Origin of the sequence: Streptomyces sp. NPDC052225, from assembly GCF_040679615.1 — a bacterium.
In the GTDB taxonomy this organism is placed as follows: Bacteria; Actinomycetota; Actinomycetes; order Streptomycetales; family Streptomycetaceae; genus Streptomyces.
In genome coordinates this window covers 55746-71074 of sequence record NZ_JBFAVD010000013.1, presented here as the reverse complement: position 1 = coordinate 71074, position 15329 = coordinate 55746, and the positions used below count along the sequence as shown (strand labels likewise).

At 70.8% G+C, this 15329-nt stretch carries 11 protein-coding genes, 1 tRNA gene and 3 pseudogenes; 11 read left to right on the top strand and 4 right to left on the bottom strand.

All coding sequences use genetic code 11. The features are described 5' to 3' along the window. Nucleotides 1-8 precede the first annotated feature (8 nt). The gene (locus AB0L37_RS20340; protein WP_365506975.1) at nt 9-596 is read right to left on the bottom strand and encodes a TetR/AcrR family transcriptional regulator; all 588 of its coding nucleotides are present in this window, start codon (nt 594-596) and stop codon (nt 9-11) included. A gap of 89 nt (nt 597-685) precedes the next feature. Here AB0L37_RS20340 and AB0L37_RS20335 point away from each other — a divergent pair, with 89 nt between their 5' ends. Both AB0L37_RS20335 and AB0L37_RS20330 read left to right on the top strand, forming a co-directional pair. Next, entirely contained in the window at nt 686-1630 is a 945-nt protein-coding gene (locus tag AB0L37_RS20335) for an alpha/beta hydrolase (RefSeq protein WP_365506972.1), read from the top strand. Between the two features lie 293 nt (nt 1631-1923). Further along, nucleotides 1924-3024, top strand: coding sequence for a mechanosensitive ion channel family protein (locus tag AB0L37_RS20330; protein WP_365506970.1), 1101 nt, complete (start codon nt 1924-1926; stop codon nt 3022-3024). On the opposite strand, the gene AB0L37_RS20325 is transcribed toward AB0L37_RS20330, so the two are convergent. Beyond that, the gene (locus AB0L37_RS20325) at nt 2999-3898 is read right to left on the bottom strand and encodes an aminoglycoside phosphotransferase family protein (RefSeq protein WP_365506967.1); all 900 of its coding nucleotides are present in this window, start codon (nt 3896-3898) and stop codon (nt 2999-3001) included. The genes AB0L37_RS20330 and AB0L37_RS20325 overlap by 26 nt on opposite strands. Before the next feature lie 127 nt (nt 3899-4025). Between AB0L37_RS20325 and AB0L37_RS20320 the strand changes: the two genes are divergently transcribed. From AB0L37_RS20320 to AB0L37_RS20290, 7 genes and pseudogenes are all read left to right on the top strand, one after another. Further along, nucleotides 4026-5369: a 6-phospho-beta-glucosidase gene (locus AB0L37_RS20320; protein WP_365507337.1), complete on the top strand. Its 1344-nt coding sequence runs from the start codon at nt 4026-4028 to the stop codon at nt 5367-5369. Nucleotides 5370-5544: 175 nt separating this feature from the next. Next, nucleotides 5545-5838: pseudogene (locus tag AB0L37_RS20315) on the top strand (two-component sensor histidine kinase); the annotation flags it as partial. A gap of 54 nt (nt 5839-5892) precedes the next feature. Continuing rightward, entirely contained in the window at nt 5893-6903 is a 1011-nt protein-coding gene (locus AB0L37_RS20310) for an ornithine cyclodeaminase family protein (RefSeq protein ID WP_365507334.1), read from the top strand. Between the two features lie 350 nt (nt 6904-7253). Further along, nucleotides 7254-9809 carry a S8 family serine peptidase gene (locus tag AB0L37_RS20305; protein ID WP_365506964.1) on the top strand — a complete coding sequence of 852 codons (2556 nt, stop codon included), beginning with the start codon at nt 7254-7256 and terminating at the stop codon, nt 9807-9809. A 42-nt stretch (nt 9810-9851) separates the two neighbouring features. After that, nucleotides 9852-10400, top strand: a pseudogene (locus AB0L37_RS20300) (low temperature requirement protein A); the annotation flags it as partial. Further along, a pseudogene (locus AB0L37_RS20295) lies at nt 10397-10720 on the top strand (hemin transporter); the annotation flags it as partial. The pseudogenes AB0L37_RS20300 and AB0L37_RS20295, both read left to right, overlap by 4 nt. A gap of 170 nt (nt 10721-10890) precedes the next feature. Continuing rightward, nucleotides 10891-11577: a helix-turn-helix domain-containing protein gene (locus AB0L37_RS20290; RefSeq protein WP_365506962.1), complete on the top strand. Its 687-nt coding sequence runs from the start codon at nt 10891-10893 to the stop codon at nt 11575-11577. 91 nt (nt 11578-11668) lie between these two features. Here AB0L37_RS20290 and AB0L37_RS20285 read toward each other — a convergent pair. After that, nucleotides 11669-11742 (bottom strand) — tRNA-Pro (locus tag AB0L37_RS20285). Between the two features lie 117 nt (nt 11743-11859). Between AB0L37_RS20285 and AB0L37_RS20280 the strand changes: the two genes are divergently transcribed. Together AB0L37_RS20280 and AB0L37_RS20275 are read left to right on the top strand one after the other, a co-directional pair. Beyond that, the gene (locus AB0L37_RS20280) at nt 11860-12357 is read left to right on the top strand and encodes a DUF309 domain-containing protein (RefSeq protein WP_365506959.1); all 498 of its coding nucleotides are present in this window, start codon (nt 11860-11862) and stop codon (nt 12355-12357) included. A 70-nt stretch (nt 12358-12427) separates the two neighbouring features. Then, nucleotides 12428-14518 (top strand): MDR family MFS transporter, encoded by a 2091-nt coding sequence (locus AB0L37_RS20275; RefSeq protein WP_365506957.1) that lies wholly within the window; start codon nt 12428-12430, stop codon nt 14516-14518. A 35-nt stretch (nt 14519-14553) separates the two neighbouring features. On the opposite strand, the gene AB0L37_RS20270 is transcribed toward AB0L37_RS20275, so the two are convergent. Beyond that, the gene (locus tag AB0L37_RS20270; protein WP_365506954.1) at nt 14554-15318 is read right to left on the bottom strand and encodes a sulfite exporter TauE/SafE family protein; all 765 of its coding nucleotides are present in this window, start codon (nt 15316-15318) and stop codon (nt 14554-14556) included. Nucleotides 15319-15329 lie beyond the last annotated feature (11 nt).

The following is a 15329-nucleotide window of genomic DNA, read 5'->3' as shown; positions in this document are numbered from 1 at the left end:
ATCACGGGTCACCGGTCGCGCAAGGCGTACGACAGCGCGCTGACGCTGATGTCGACGGCGGTGCGCAGTTCGTCCTGGCTCGCGCCGGACCTGCTCATCACGGAGAGGGACTGGTTCACCGCCGAGAAGTGCACCGCGAAGTCGTCGGCCTCGCTCTCGGTCAGCTCCGTGGCGCTCAGGGCCGTACGCAATCGCGCCCGCTGACGCCCCAGGACGTCGCCCGCGCGGGCGGCGACAGCGGGGCTGAGCACGGGGGAGGTCATCACCGTCTGGGCCACCAGGCATCCGTCGGGCACGGCCGGGTCGGCGATGCGTCGCAGGGTGACCTCGAAGAACGCCCGTACCGCCTGGAGCGGTTCCTGTGCCGCCCCTTCGAGCGCCCGGTCGTACCTGTCTCCGTACCGCGCGGCGTAGCGGTTCAGGCAGCGCAGGTAGAGCGCGTCCTTGTCGCCGAACGAGGAGTAGAGGGAACTGCGGTTGAGGCCGGTCGCCTTGGACAGGTCGTCGACGGACGTGTCGGCGTATCCGGCCCGCCAGAACTGGACCATCGCCGCGTCGAGCACCTCCTCCACGTCGAACTGCTTCTTTCCCGCCATCGCGCGTGCTCCTCGTTCTCGTCCGGGCCTTTTGGGCCCTGCCCACTCTATCTTGAACTGGTTGGTTCAAGATGTTGTAGCCTCACGTCATGATCGAGGACAGCACGACCCCGAACCGCTCCCACCACCGGAACCCGCTCCCCGGGCTGCCGCTGCACGACCTCGCGGGTTTCACCCACCGCTGGGTCGACGCGGACGGCATCCGGCTGCACGCCGTGGAAGGCGGCCGGCCTGCCGGGCCCACCGTCGTCCTGCTCGCCGGATTCCCGCAGACCTGGTGGGCCTGGCGGAAGGTGATGCCGGGCCTCGCCGAGCGGTACCGGGTGGTCGCCGTCGACCTGCCGGGCCAGGGCCACTCCGAGCGGCCCCGAGGCGGCTACGACACCCACACCGTCGCCTCGCACGTCCAGGCCGCGCTCGACGCGCTCGACGTGCCGAAGTACTGGCTCGCCGCCCACGACATCGGGGCCTGGGTCGCCTTCTCGCTCGCCCTGACCTACGAGGAGCGCCTGCACGGCGTCGCCCTGCTCGACGCCGGCATCCCCGGGATCACCCTCCCTGACGCGGTCCCCCTCGATCCCGAACGGGCCCTCAAGACCTGGCACTTCGCGTTCCACCTGGTGCCCGACCTGCCCGAGACCCTCCTCACCGGCCGCGAGCGGGAGTACGTCGGCTGGTTCCTGAAGGCGAAGGCGCTCCTGCCGGACGCCTTCGACGACGCAGAGATCGACCACTACGCCGCCGCGCTCGCGGCCGAGGGCGGGCTGCGGGCGTCCCTCGCCTACTACCGCGACGCGACGGAGTCGGCGCGCGGGAATCACGCGGCCCTGGAACGGGGCAAGCTGACCGTCCCCGTCCTCGGCATCTCCGGCTCGCACGGCTCGATCCCCGACATGGCCGCGTCCATCGGCCCTTGGGCGGAACACGCGACCGGGGCGGTCATCGCCGACGCCGGGCACTTCATCCCGGACGAGCAGCCCGACGCGACGGCGGCCGCGCTGACCGCGTTCATCGAGCGCGGGCATGCCGGATAGCTCCCGCGAACTCCCGTGGCACCAGCGGCACCAGCGGCACCAGCGGTTCAACGACACGAACCGGCCTGCCCGGTTCCTCAACACCGGCTCCCCGCCCGGTTTCTGACGCGGTACTCGTCACACCGGGTCCCCACCCTCCGCACAGCTTCGCCACGTACGGCAGGATGACGGTCCGGCGCCCCGGCCGCTGCGCGGTGCGGCGCGCGCCGCCCCCGAAACCGAACGAACAGGTACCACGTGACGAACCATCACATACCGACCCACGGCCCGGCGTTGCGTCCGGGAGGTGTCCGGTGACCCGAGCCCTCGAACTCCACGACCTGATCGTCGCCGGCATCGCGCTCGTCGCGGGCCTGCTCGCCGGGCTGCTGCTGCGCACGGTGCTGCGCTGGCTCGGCGTGCGGGCCGGGCAGACGCGCTGGGGCGGGGACGATGTGATCGTCGACGCGCTGCGCACCCTCGTGCCGTGGGCCGCGGTGGCGGCGGGCGCGGCCGTGGCGGCGACAGCGCTGCCGCTGACCGCGCGCACGGGCCGCACGGTGAACATGACGCTGACCGCGTTCGTCATCGTCGCGGCGACGCTGACGGCGGCCCGGGTCATCACCGGGCTCGTACGGGCGGTCGCCCAGTCACGGGCCGCGGTGGCGGGCTCGGCCACGATCTTCGTGAACATCACCCGGGTCGTGGTCCTCGCCATGGGCTTCCTCGTCGTCCTCCAGACCCTCGGGATCTCCATTGCGCCGCTGCTCACGGCCCTCGGCGTGGGCGGTCTCGCGGTGGCCCTCGCGCTCCAGGACACCCTCGCGAACCTCTTCGCGGGTGTGCACATCCTGGCGTCGAAGACCGTGCAGCCGGGCGACTACATCCGGCTCAGCAGCGGCGAGGAGGGCTATGTCGTCGACATCAACTGGCGCAACACGGTGGTGCGGCAGCTCTCCAACAACCTCGTGATCATCCCCAACACGCAGCTCTCCGGCACGAACATGACGAACTTCAGCCGGCCCGAGCAGGAGATGACCCTGACCGTGCAGGTGGGTGTCGGCTACGACAGCGACCTGGAGCACGTCGAGCGCGTGACGGTCGCGGTCGTCGAGGAGGTCATGAAGGGCGTCGAGGGCGCGATGCCCGAGCACGAACCGGCGGTCCGCTTCCACACGTTCGGCGACTCCCGGATCAGCTTCACGGTGATCCTCGGCGTCGGCGAGTTCAGCGACCAGTACCGGATCAAGCACGAGTTCATCAAGCGCCTGCACCAGCGCTTCCGTACGGAGGGCATCCGGATCCCGTCGCCCGTCCGTACGGTGGCCATCGCCCCGGGCAGCCAGCCGCTCGTGATCCCGCATCAGCGGGAGGCGTCGATCTCCCCCGTCACGCCCGCTCCCGAGGTGCACTGACCAGCTCACCGATGACCCGGGTCGCCGTGGCCGCCATGAACGGGTTCGACTCCCGGTAGTAGGCGAGCTCGTTCGCCGCGAGGGTCAGGGCCCAGCCGCGACCGCGCGCCCAGGTGTCCGCGTCGGGCGCGAGTGCGGTACGGAAACGCTCGCGTCCCCGCGCGTCCAGCACGTACCAGGCGGCGATCAGGTCGACGGCCGGGTCGCCCAGGCCCATGCAGCCGAAGTCGATGACGGCGCTGAGGCGTCCGCCGTCCACCAGGACGTTGCCGGGCTGGAGGTCGCCGTGCAGCCAGACGGCGGGCTGCGGCCCGCGCGGGGCGCACATCGCTGCGTCCCAGACGGCCAGGGCGGCGTCGAGGTCGATCACGTCGGCGATCCGCCCGAGGACCGCGCGGGTGTCGGCGTCCCGCTCGGTGAGGGGGCCGCCCCGATAGGCGGTCGGCGCCCCGGCCGGATCGACGCTCCGCAGCGCCGCGACGAACGCCGCGAGGTCCTCGCCGAGCACCTCCGGCTTCTCCTGCTCCCCCACGGCGGGGATCGCGCCGGGCAGCCAGCGGTACACCGCCCACGTCCACGGGAAGCCGTGCGCGGGACGGCCCTGGGCGACCGGCTCGGGCACGGGGACCGGCAACTGCCGTGCCAGGAACGGCATCCACCGCTGCTCGTGCGCCAGGTCGGACACCGCACCCCGTATCCGCGGCAGCCGCACGACGTGGTCGTCGCCGAGGCGGTACAGCACGTTCTGCGTGCCGTGCGAGTCCACGTACCGCAGAGGCAGCCCCGCCCACCGCGGAAACTGCTCGTCGACCAGGCACCGCACGAGCCGCTCGTCGATGTCGGCTTCGTCCTGGTGCAGTTTGCGTACGGCCATGGGTGCCTTTCACGATCTCGGCGGGCGGGGCGTCGGGCGAGCCTAACGGCCACGCCCGCCGGGTGCCGACCGGTTTTCGCGGACGCCGAGTAGGGTGCGCGTCGTGCTGGAAGAGCGACGACACACCATGAAGTTGGCCCTGCTCGGCGGCGGCGGTTTCCGCGTACCGCTGGTGTACGGGGCCCTGCTCACCGACCACGCGGAGGGCCGCGTCACCGAGGTCGCGCTGTACGACCTGGACGCGGGCCGGCTCGACGCGATCGCCCGGGTCCTCGCCGAACAGGCCGAGGGCGTGCCCGACGCGCCGACCGTGACCGTGACGACGGATCTCGACGAGGCGCTGCGCGGCGCCGACTTCGTGTTCTCGGCGATCCGCGTCGGCGGCCTGGCAGGGCGCGCGGCCGACGAGCGGATCGCGCTCGCCGAGGACGTCCTCGGGCAGGAGACGGTCGGCGCGGGCGGCCTCGCCTACGGGCTGCGCACGCTGCCGGTGGCGGAGGAGATCGGACGCCGGGTGGCCGCGCTCGCCCCGGACGCCTGGTTCATCAACTTCACCAACCCGGCGGGCCTGGTCACGGAGGCCCTCGCGGAGCACCTGGGCGACCGGGTCATCGGCATCTGCGACTCCCCCGTGGGCCTCGGCAAGCGCGTCGCACGAGCCCTCGGCGCCGATCCGAAGGACGCGTGGGTCGACTACGTGGGCCTCAACCACCTGGGCTGGCTGCGCGGGTTGCGGGTGAACGGCCGCGACGAACTGCCCCGGCTGCTCGCCGACGACGCGCTGCTCGGCTCGTTCGAGGAGGGCAAGCTGTTCGGCGCCGACTGGCTGCGCTCGCTCGGCTCGGTCCCGAACGAGTATCTGCACTACTACTACTTCAACCGCGAGACCGTCCGCGCCTACCAAGAGGCCGAGTTCACCCGCGGCGCGTTCCTGAACGACCAGCAGGCCCGCTTCTACGACCGGATGCGCGACCCGGCGGCCCCGCCCCTGAAGACGTGGGACGCGACGCGCGCGGAGCGCGAGGCCACGTACATGGCGGAGAACCGGGAGGCGGCGGGCGCGGGCGAGCGCGACGAGGCGTCCCTCACGGAGTCCGGCGGCTACGAGAAGGTCGCCCTCGACCTGATGCGGGCGATCGCCCGCGACGAACGCGCCACGCTGATCCTCAACGTCCGCAACCGCACGACGCTTTCGGCACTCGACGCGGACGCCGTCATCGAGGTGCCGTGCCTGGTCGACGCCAACGGCGCCCACCCGGTGTCCGTCGATCCACTGCCCGGCCACGCCACGGGCCTGGTCACGACGGTGAAGGCGGTGGAGCGCGAGATCCTCGCCGCGGCCCGCTCGGGCTCGCGCGCGACAGCGGTCAAGGCGTTCGCGCTGCATCCGCTGGTCGACTCGGTGAACGTGGCTCGCCGCCTGGTCGACGCGTACAGGGCTGCGCATCCGGGGCTGACGTACCTGCGCTGACGCAGTCGGCGGCCAGGTGCACAGGATGGGGGGCCGCTCCGGCCGCTCGGCGGGGGTGCCCCCGACGATCGCCGGATGGCGGGCGCGAAGCGCGGCCTTCCAGGCTGGTGACGACCCCCGCGACCCCCTCGACCCACGCCGCCCACGCGGCGCCTCCGGCGGCAGGCAGGCCGCGCTGTAAACCGGCGAACTCCCGCCCCGCATCAGCACCACCGCCCAGCGCACCGTCTACCGCACGGTCCAAGAGGTCCTCACGAACGTGCGCAAGCACGCCCCGGACGCCCGCGCCGAGGTCCGGCTGTGGCACGACGCGGAGCACTTCGGTGTCACCGTCACCCACACCGCCCCCACCCGCCCGTCCGTCGCCCTGCCCAGCGCCCGGCAGGGCCTGATCGGCCTGCGGGAGCACGCGGAGCTCCTCGACGGCGCCCTCACCGCGCAGCCCACCCCGCAAGGCGGCTACACCGTAACTGCGGGTGCCGAACCGGCCCGCCTGAGGACGCGCATCACGTCGTCTACGCTCATGCCGCCCCTGGTACGCGGATCCGTACCCCCACCGACGAACAGAGAGCACATCGTGCCGGTGCAGCCCACGACCATCGCCTTCATCGGTGCCGCCGAACTGGCCGGACTGCTGCCTCCGCGCGAGGCCGTCGCCGCGATCCGGAACGCGCTCGCCGGAGGCCTCGACCCGGCAGCCGATCCGCCGCGCACCGTCCTCGAACTGCCACAGGGGCACGGGCAGTTGCTGTCGATGCCGTCGGCGTCCGCGTTCGGCGTCGGGGCGAAGACGATCTCCGCCGTGCCGGGCAACGCCGAGCGCGGACTGCCCCGGATCCAGGGGGTCCATCTGGTCTTCCGGCCCCCTTCGTACGCGCCCGTCGCCGTCGTCGACGGGGCCGCGCTCACGGCGCTGCGCACGCCCGCGGTGTCGGTCGCGGCGGTGCTTCCCCTCCTCATCCGGCCGGGGCGCGGGTGGCGGTGCGTGGTCTTCGGCGCCGGGCCGCAGGGGACGGGACACGTACGGACGCTGCGCGACGTCGGGGTCGACCTCGCGGAGGTGACGTACGTGGTGCGCGACCCGGCGCGGGTCGATCAGGCTCTCGTCGGGCGGGACGAGGTGGTCGCGGCCGCCGACAGTGCGGCGTGGGTGCGGCGGGCCGACCTCGTCGTGTGCGCCACGTCCTCCGCGACCCCGCTCTTCGACTCGTCGCACCTGGGCGCCGAGTCGGTGGTCCTCGCGGTCGGGTCGCACGAACCGGGGGCCCGCGAGGTGGACTCGGCGTTCGCCGCCCGCGCCCAGGTGGTCGTGGAGGATCCGGCGACGGCGCTGCGGGAGTGCGGCGACATCGTGCTGCCGGTGGCCGAGGGCGTGTTGGCGCCGGCCGGGCTGCTGCCGATGGCGCGGGTGGTGCGGGGTGATCTCGACCTCGACCCGGCGCGGCCGGTGCTGTTCAAGGGCTGCGGCATGGCGTGGCAGGACGCCGTGGTCGCGGAGGCGGCGGTCCGCGCCCGCGAGGCCGCCCCGGCCTGAGGCCCCGCCGGTGTACGGCTCAACCGCCCCCCGGCGCACGGGAGTTGCCCCCTTGACGAGGCGCTTCCGCCGCAGTCTAATCTGCTGATCACCTGGGGAGGCTGTGCGTGGGAGAGCCGCGGTTCGCCGTTCCGACCTGGCAGGACTTCCCTCCGTTCATGTGTGCCGCCACACGGATGCGAGCACGGCTCGCTCCCTTCTCACCGGCGAAGACAGCCGCGCCCCGAGGCACCGCACTGGCTGAACTGCACCTCGTTCCGTCCTGACCAGCACGTATCGATCATGCGGCCGAGGCGCGCCCTGCTGCCCCGGTCCGTCGGAGATATCGACCCGTCGAGAAGGAGCCAGAGATGAGCAAGAGATCCACGAGTCGGCGACAGTTCGTACGGCACCTGGGAGCCGGCCTCGCCGCCGGAGCAGGCATCGCGTTTCTGCCGGCCGGATTCGCCTCGGCATCGTCCAGGACCGCCCCGACATCCCCCTCAGGCCGAACGGACGGCGGGCCGGCTTCCCCGGCGGGCTGCGCGCAGTGTTCGTACCCGGGCGACCCCGGATTCGTCGCCACGAGCCCGGCGGAACTGGATGCCGCCAGAGCCAGTTGGGAGACGCCGGAGTACGGCTATTACACCGGCCACAATCCGGCCACTCCCGGCACGGACGTCAATTCCCCGTGGCAGCTCGCCGCGGTGAACGCGTCCACCGCCTATGCCCTGGGGTACTGCGGGCGCGGCGTCGCGCTGGGCATGATGGATTCGGGCTACAGGGTGACGCACGAAGCATTTCAGACCGGGCGAATAATACCGGTGAGAGCGGAAGGCGTGTACGGCACATCCGGCTTCGGTTATCGGAACACGGCCACCCCCGCGAACCCGTTCACCGCGGGCGCCCCGTTCACGGTGGACGGCGATCGGGCGAGAACCAGTGATTACGGGCACGGGACCGGAATGCTCGGGGTCACCTCCGGCCTGCGCGACGGCAAGGAGCAGCACGGCATCGCCTTCGGATCGACGATGTACGTCGCCCGGACCGGCGGTTCCGATACCCAGTCCCACGGACCCTTCCACGATTACGTGTACTGGTACACAGCCAACAAAGCCCTGGTCGACGCGGGCGCCCAGGTCATCAACAGCAGTTGGGGCTCGTACGTCCAGACCCTTGACCGAACCCGCTTCGACGGCCTGGGGAACGACCTCGGAGTCGGCGGCAATCTCGCCAACGCCTACCAACTGCCCGGAAAGGACAGCGCCAGCGCCACGGCAATGGCGACGGTCATACCCAACGAACACCTGAAGGATCTGGAGTACCAGTATTTCTTCTTCAAGAAGAGTTATTCGGAAGGCGGCATCCAGTACAACCCGAAATATCCCGGTCTTTCCTTCATGGACGCCATCTGGCACGCCATCAAGGACAGCGGCACCGTCAACGTGAGGTCGGCCGGGAACAATGATTGGAGCAACCCGTACTTCCGCCCGGCGTATCCCTTCTTCAACCCCTCGGCGGAAAGACAGTGGATAGCCGTGGGCGGAGTGCAACCGCCCACGGCGGCCAACCCCGAATACACCAAGCAGTTCGGGTACAACGAGGCGGGACTCGCCAAATGGTGGACCGTGTCCACCCCGTCCAACAGCGTTCGGACCACGAACAGCGGCGGTGACACCAGCTATTCGAACTCGAACGGCACATCGCCGGCGACGCCCGTCGCGACAGCGGTGATGGGAGTTCTGCTCTCCCGCTATCCGGACATGGACGCCAAGCAGGTGCGCGAGGTGATGTGCACCACGGCGAACAACAAGATGTCCGACGGCGTGACCTTCCTCGGCGCCGGGCAGACCTCCCCCTCCGGCAAATCCATCGCCTGGACCGCTCCCGACGGCGTTCCGGACGAACGCTGGGGCTGGGGGATCCCCGATCTGGCCAAGGGCATGTACGGCCCCGGCCAGCTCCTGGGCCCCATGACCTACACCATGGACAAAGCCCCCGTGGACGTCTGGTCGAACGACATCAGCCAGACCGCGATCAAGGAAAGGGAAAAGGAAGATCGTCAGTGGCTGGCGCACTACAAGAAGCAAGGCATCGCCTACGCCGGTGAGTTCAGCCCCAATGTGCTGAAGCCGGACGGCACGCTCGACGAACAGGCCTTCATGTTGCAGGGCCTGCTGGCCGATCCGCACGTCCAGGCCATCACCGACGGCCGGCCCGAGATGTACGACAAGATCGCCTACGCGGACGCCGTCAGGTGGCGCAGGGAATGGATGGACGCGCGCGCGGCCGCCATCCAGCACCGCATCGCCAACGACCTCTACACGGCTTCTCTGACCAAGCGAGGCCCCGGGACGCTGATCATCGCCGGCGACGCCTCCTACGAGGGCGGCACGACGGTGGCGGGCGGGAAGCTGTCGATCACCGGCTCGCACGCAAGCCCGATCGACGTCAAGGGCGGCACGCTCGGCGGCAGCGGTTCCGTGGCCGGCGGCATCGACGTCCACCGAGGCGTCCTGCGGCCCGGTCTGTCGCCCAGGGAAGCGGCGTCCGCGCTGTCCGTCACCCTCACCGAGATCACACCCGGAAACGTCCTGACCGTCGGCGGCGACGTGACCCTCAGGGGTGCGGGGCGGCTCGCCATCACGATCTCCGGCGACCACGACTGCACGAGCGTGCGGGCGTCGGGTGAACTGGTGCTGCACGGTGAACTCACCCTGGACGTCCGTGCGTCCCTCACCCCGGGCACGATTCTGACGATCATGAGCGGCGACTCGGTCCGTGGCACCTTCCGGTCCCTGCCGGAACGGCGGACCCTGACCGCGGGCGGCCACACGTTCAGGGTGTCCTACCGGAACGGCGATGTGACGCTGACGGTCGTTCGTGCGGGCGGAGCTGTCACAAACGCCCCGGGGATCCGGTCGTAAGGGAGTCAGTCCACGAACGTGTTCACCGCCTGGTACCGGCCGATGGTGGCACGCCGGGCCGGTGAGGAACACCGTGCCGCGAGCACCTTGGAGTTGTTCTTCGATCTGTGCTTCGTCGTCGCCGTCGCACAGGCGTCGTCCGCGTTCGAGCACGAGTTGCTCTCGGGCAGGCCGGGACACGGTCTGCTCGGGTACGCGCTGGTGTTCTTCGCGATCTGGTGGGCGTGGATGAACTTCACCTGGTTCGCGTCGGCGTACGACACGGACGATGTCCCGTACCGGCTTCTGACGCTGGTTCAGATCATCGGAGCGCTGGTGATGGCGGCGGGGGCCGCCCGGGCCCTGGAGCACGGGGATTTCACCGTCATCACCTGGGGCTACGTGGTGATGCGGTGTGCCATGGTCAGCCAGTGGGTGCGTGCCGCGTGGACGGACCGGGAGCGGCGCCGGTCCGCGTCGCGGTACGCCGTGGGCATTTTCGTCCTGCAGGTCGCCTGGCTGGTGCGGCTCGCCGTGCCGGTCGACGGCGGGACCGTCACGTTCGCGCTGCTCGCCCTGCTTGAGCTGGCGGTGCCGGTCTGGGCCGAGCGTGCCGGGTCGAACTGCCCGACGGGGCACACCAGATGCGGCAGTACAGCCTCTCCTCGGCCCCCGGCCTCAAGACCTGGCGCATCACCGTCAAACGGGAGTACGACGCGGACGGCCGGGTCCCCGAGGGTGAGGTCTCCTCCTGGCTGCACGCCCATGGCCGCCCCGGCGACACCCTCCAGGTCTCCCTCCCCTTCGGCGACCTCCTGCTGTCCGAGGGCGCCGGCCCGCTGCTGCTCGCCTCGGCGGGCATCGGCGTCACCCCCATGCTGGCCATGCTGGAACACCTGGCCACCGCCTCGCCCCACCGGCCCGTGACCGTCCAGACGTGCAGTGACGCGTGGGGCAGACGGTCCGTCAGTTCGGTGAGTTCGAGGCGGTGGGCGTGGTCCCGGCGCCCGGCACCACGGCGTACCTGTGCGGTCCCCTGGCCTTCATTGGTCGAGCAGGTCGCTGCGGACGGCCTCCACTACGAGGTGTTCGGCCCCGACCTGTGGCTCAGCAAGCAGTGATCGCCGACCTGCCGCCGAGCCCGAGCCCCGCGGAGGCCCTGCGCGCCGACGCCGAACGCAACCGCGAGCGCATCCTGGCAGCGGCCCGCCGCCTCTTCTCCCGCCAGGGGCTCGGCGTCTCGATGACCGCCATCGCCCGCGAGGCCGAAGTCGGCAACGCCACCCTCTTCCGCCGCTTCGCCACCAAGGAACTCCTCATCGAGGCCGCCTTCATGGACCGCGTGAACGTCTACAGCAACCTCGTGACCACCTGCGCCGACGACCCCGACCCGTGGCAGGGCTTCACCGACTACGTCCAGTGCGTCTGCACCCTCCAGGCCGCGGACCCGGACTTCGTGGAGGTCCTGACCATCACCCTCCCCGCAGGCGTCGTCGAGACCCGACGCGCCGAAGCGGACCGTGGTGTCCTCGACCTCATCGCCCGGGCCAAGGAGACCGGCCACCTCCGCAAGGACGTCGACGACCGCGACCTCACCATCCTCCTGATGGCCAACTCCAGTGTCCTGCGCGCCAGTGGCCCGCCCCCTTCCAGCGCCTCACGCCGGCTCGCGGCGCAGCTGCTGCGCGCGTACGCCACGACGGACGCACCGGTCATCCCCCTACCGGAGGCCCCACCACGTACGGACCTCTACCACGCCATGATCCGCCTTCTACGATCCCCCGGCTGACGTTCACGTCCGCCGGAGGGCAAGCAAAAAAGGGCCATCCGAAGATGACCCTCAAGCCGCGGAGACCGCGAACCACAACCGACAAAAATTGTCGGGACGACAGGATTTGAACCTGCGACCCCTTGACCCCCAGTCAAGTGCGCTACCAAGCTGCGCCACGTCCCGGTGTCGACGGCCTCGCGGTGTTCCGTCCGGCGGCGACAAGAAGAACAATACCCCAAGCTCACGGGTGGTTTGAAACCCGTTCCGCGGTCCTCGTGCCCCGTGGGTGAGAATCGGGGCATGAGCACTTCGCGCAGCGCCGGCCGCGACCGCGACGACGAGGGGCGGGCCCGTAACGCCCGTCCCCGCGACGGTCTCGGCCGCCCCCTTCCCTATGGCGCTCCCGGCGTCGAACGACAGCCCGAGGGTGTCGTGCGCACGCCGGCCGAGACGCTCGCCGAGGCGCAGGCGCTGCTCGACGCGGGGCGGCCCTTCCACGCGCACGAGGTCTTCGAGGACGCGTGGAAGTCGGGCCCCGCGGACGAGCGCGAGCTGTGGCGGTCGCTGGCGCAGCTCGCGGTGGGGATGACGCACGCGGCCCGGGGCAACACGACGGGCGGCCCCCGGCTGCTGCGGCGCGGCGCGGACGGGCTGGCGCGGTGGGCGGGTGAGCCCCCGGCGGGTCTGGACACGGCGGGCCTGGTGCGGTGGGCGACGGCGCTCGCGGACGAGGTGGAGGGGGCCGGGCGGCCGGTGGACGCGGCGCGGTCGGCGCCGCGCCTGACGCACCGGTCCTGACCAGGGCCGGTGTCACCGGTCCGGACCCCGCCCGCATGCGCCGGCCCTGCCCCGATGTGACCCTGCGAGGGTGACGACCACCGATACCGCCGCCCCGCAGCCCGCCGCAGAGGCGACAGCCCCGCCGGTCCTCGACAAACGGCGCCGCAACGTCGTCTTCGGGACGATCATGCTCGGCATGCTGCTCGCGGCCCTCGACCAGACGATCGTCGGCACGGCCCTGCCGACGATCGTCTCGGACCTGGGCGGCGCCGCGCACATGTCGTGGGTCGTTACCGCGTACCTGCTGGCGGAGACGGTCGCCACCGTCCTCGTCGGCAAGTTCGGCGACCTGTTCGGCCGCAAGGTCGTCTTCCAGCTCTCGGCGATCATCTTCATCACGGGCTCGTTCCTGTGCGGCCTGTCCACGAACATGACGCTGCTCATCATCTGGCGGGCGGTGCAGGGCATCGGCGCCGGCGGTCTGATGGTGACGTCGATGGCCCTCATCGCGGACGTCATTCCGCTGCGCGAGCGCGGGAAGTACCAGGGCGCGATCGGCGCCGTCTTCGGCGTGTCGACCGTCATCGGGCCGCTCCTGGGCGGCCTGTTCACCGACCACCTGACCTGGCGCTGGGCGTTCTACGTCAACGTGCCGATCGCGATCGTCGTCGTCATCGCCGCGGCCCGCACCATCCCCGTCGTGAAGTCGGCGGTGCGTCCGGTCATCGACTATCTGGGCATCGCGCTGGTCGCGGTCGGCGCGAGCTCCCTGATCCTGGCGACGAGTTGGGGCGGCAACGAGTACGCATGGAGCTCCGGCGTCATCCTCGGCCTGTTCGCGGGCGGCATCGTGGCGCTCGGCCTGTTCTGCTGGGTGGAGACGCGCGCGGCTCAACCCATGCTGCCGATGCGGCTGTTCTCCAACCCGGTGTTCACCGTCTGCTCGATCCTGAGCTTCATCGTGGGCTTCGCGATGCTCGGCGCGATGACGTTCCTGCCGACGTATCTGCAGTACGTGGACGGCGACTCGGCGACGATCTCCGGGGTGCGCACGCTGCCCATGGTGATCGGTCTGCTGATCGCGTCGATCTTCTCCGGCAACGTGGTCAGCAAGACCGGCACCTACCGGATCTTCCCGATCGTGGGTTCGCTGGTGATGGCGGTCGGCCTCTATCTGCTGTCCCTGATGGGCAGTTCGACGAGTGCCTGGCTGGAGTCGGTGTACATGTTCGTGCTCGGCGCGGGGATCGGCCTGTGCATGCAGGTCCTCACGATCGCCGTGCAGAACACCGTCGAGTACGCGGACCTGGGCACGGCGACGTCCGGTGTGACGTTCTTCCGTACGCTCGGCAGCTCCTTCGGCACCGCCGTGTTCGGCACGATCTACGCCAACTCCCTGGAGCCGAACCTCACTCAGGGCGTGCAGGAGGCGGCGCGGGCCGGCACCGGGGTCGATCCGGCGGCGCTCGCCAAGGCCGCGCAGAGTCCGCAGGGGCTGCACGCGCTGCCGGAAGCGGCGCGCGAGCCGATCGTGGCGGGGTACGCGGACTCGCTGCACACCGTGTTCCTGTGGACCGTGCCGGTCGCGCTCCTCGGGTTCGTCGTGGCTCTGTTCCTCAAGCAGGTGCAGTTGCGGGACACCGCGCGGGCCGGGTCCGCCGACATGGGCGAGGGGTTCGCGCAGCCGTCGACCGGCGACTCGGCGCACCTGCTGGAGCGGGCCGTGGGCCACATCGTGAAGACGACGGACATGGACACCGCACGGCGGCTGCTGAGTACGTCGGAGACACGGCTGGACGTCGCGGGCGCGTGGGCCGTGATGCAGGTGGAGTTCTTCACGCGGATGGTCGGGCACGCGAGCCTCGGCATGATCGCGGCGCGTCGCAGGATGCCGCCCGAGGTGCTCGTGCCCGTCTTCCAGCGGATGGTCGACGAGGGCTATCTGACGCGTACGGGGACGTATTTCTCGCACACGGAGGCGGGCCGGCGCGAGGCCGCCGTGCTCACCCAGGCGTGGGGCGAGTGGCTGAGCAAGCGGATCGAGGAGGACCTCGGGCGGCCGCCCGGCGCGGAGCTGCGGGCGGCGGTCGACTCGATCGCGAAGCGGCTGCTCGCCGAGGATCTCGCGCAGGGGCTGCCGCAGCGCACCGACGCGGACAAGGCCCTCGCCGCCTCCTAGCCATCAGTCATCAGTCATCAGTCCGCTGTCGGCTGTCAGCGCAGGAGGAGTTGCAGGCCTCCCACGACCGTTGCCGCGATGACCAGTTGTTCGAACAAGCGCTGGTTGATGCGGTTCACGGCCCATTTGCCCAGGAGTGCGCCCGGCACGACGAACGCGGCGAGTGCCGCGTCGAGCAGCAGTGAGCGGCCGTCGATGAGGCCGAGGCCCACGCTGAAGGGCACCTTCGCCGAGTTCACGATGAGGAAGAACCAGGCCGAGGTGCCCAGGAAGCCCAGCTTCCGGAAGCCCGCGGAGAGCAGGTACATCGACATCACGGGGCCGCCCGCGTTGGCGACCATGGTGGTGAAGCCGCCGAGCACCCCGTAGGAGCGCGCCTTGAGGCGGCCCGCGCGCGTGGCCTCGTCCTCCACTTCCGGAGCCTGCGCCTTCTTGCGGCGCCAGATGGTGACGGCCGCCATCAGGAGCAGGATCGCGCCGATGGAGGTGCGCACGGCCCCGTCGTCGGCGAAGGCGAGGAAGACCGTGCCGAGCACCACTCCCCCGGCGACGGCAGGGAAGAGCCGCCACAGGGTGGGCCAGTGGGCGTGCCGCCGGTACGTCAGGACGGCGAGGACGTCGCCGCAGATGAGGATCGGCAGCAGCACTCCGGTGGAGGCGCGCGCGGGCAGGATCGCGGCGAAGATCGCGAGGCTGACCGTGTTGGCGCCGCTGACGGCGGTCTTGGAGAACCCGACCAGCAGCGCCGCGGCGGCGAGGGCGGTGAACTCCCAGGGGGTGATCCCGAATATGTCGTGCATGGCGAAGACAG

Excerpts from the sequence above, each read along its gene's own strand:
- AB0L37_RS20310 (WP_365507334.1), top strand. The coding sequence starts at position 5,893 with ATGCCGCCCCTGGTACGCGGATCCGTACCCCCACCGACGAACAGAGAG.
- AB0L37_RS20325 (WP_365506967.1), bottom strand. The coding sequence starts at position 3,898 with ATGGCCGTACGCAAACTGCACCAGGACGAAGCCGACATCGACGAGCGG.
- AB0L37_RS20305 (WP_365506964.1), top strand. The coding sequence starts at position 7,254 with ATGAGCAAGAGATCCACGAGTCGGCGACAGTTCGTACGGCACCTGGGA.
- AB0L37_RS20335 (WP_365506972.1), top strand. The coding sequence starts at position 686 with ATGATCGAGGACAGCACGACCCCGAACCGCTCCCACCACCGGAACCCG.
- AB0L37_RS20270 (WP_365506954.1), bottom strand. The coding sequence starts at position 15,318 with ATGCACGACATATTCGGGATCACCCCCTGGGAGTTCACCGCCCTCGCC.
- AB0L37_RS20280 (WP_365506959.1), top strand. The coding sequence starts at position 11,860 with ATGAGCACTTCGCGCAGCGCCGGCCGCGACCGCGACGACGAGGGGCGG.
- AB0L37_RS20320 (WP_365507337.1), top strand. The coding sequence starts at position 4,026 with ATGAAGTTGGCCCTGCTCGGCGGCGGCGGTTTCCGCGTACCGCTGGTG.
- AB0L37_RS20340 (WP_365506975.1), bottom strand. The coding sequence starts at position 596 with ATGGCGGGAAAGAAGCAGTTCGACGTGGAGGAGGTGCTCGACGCGGCG.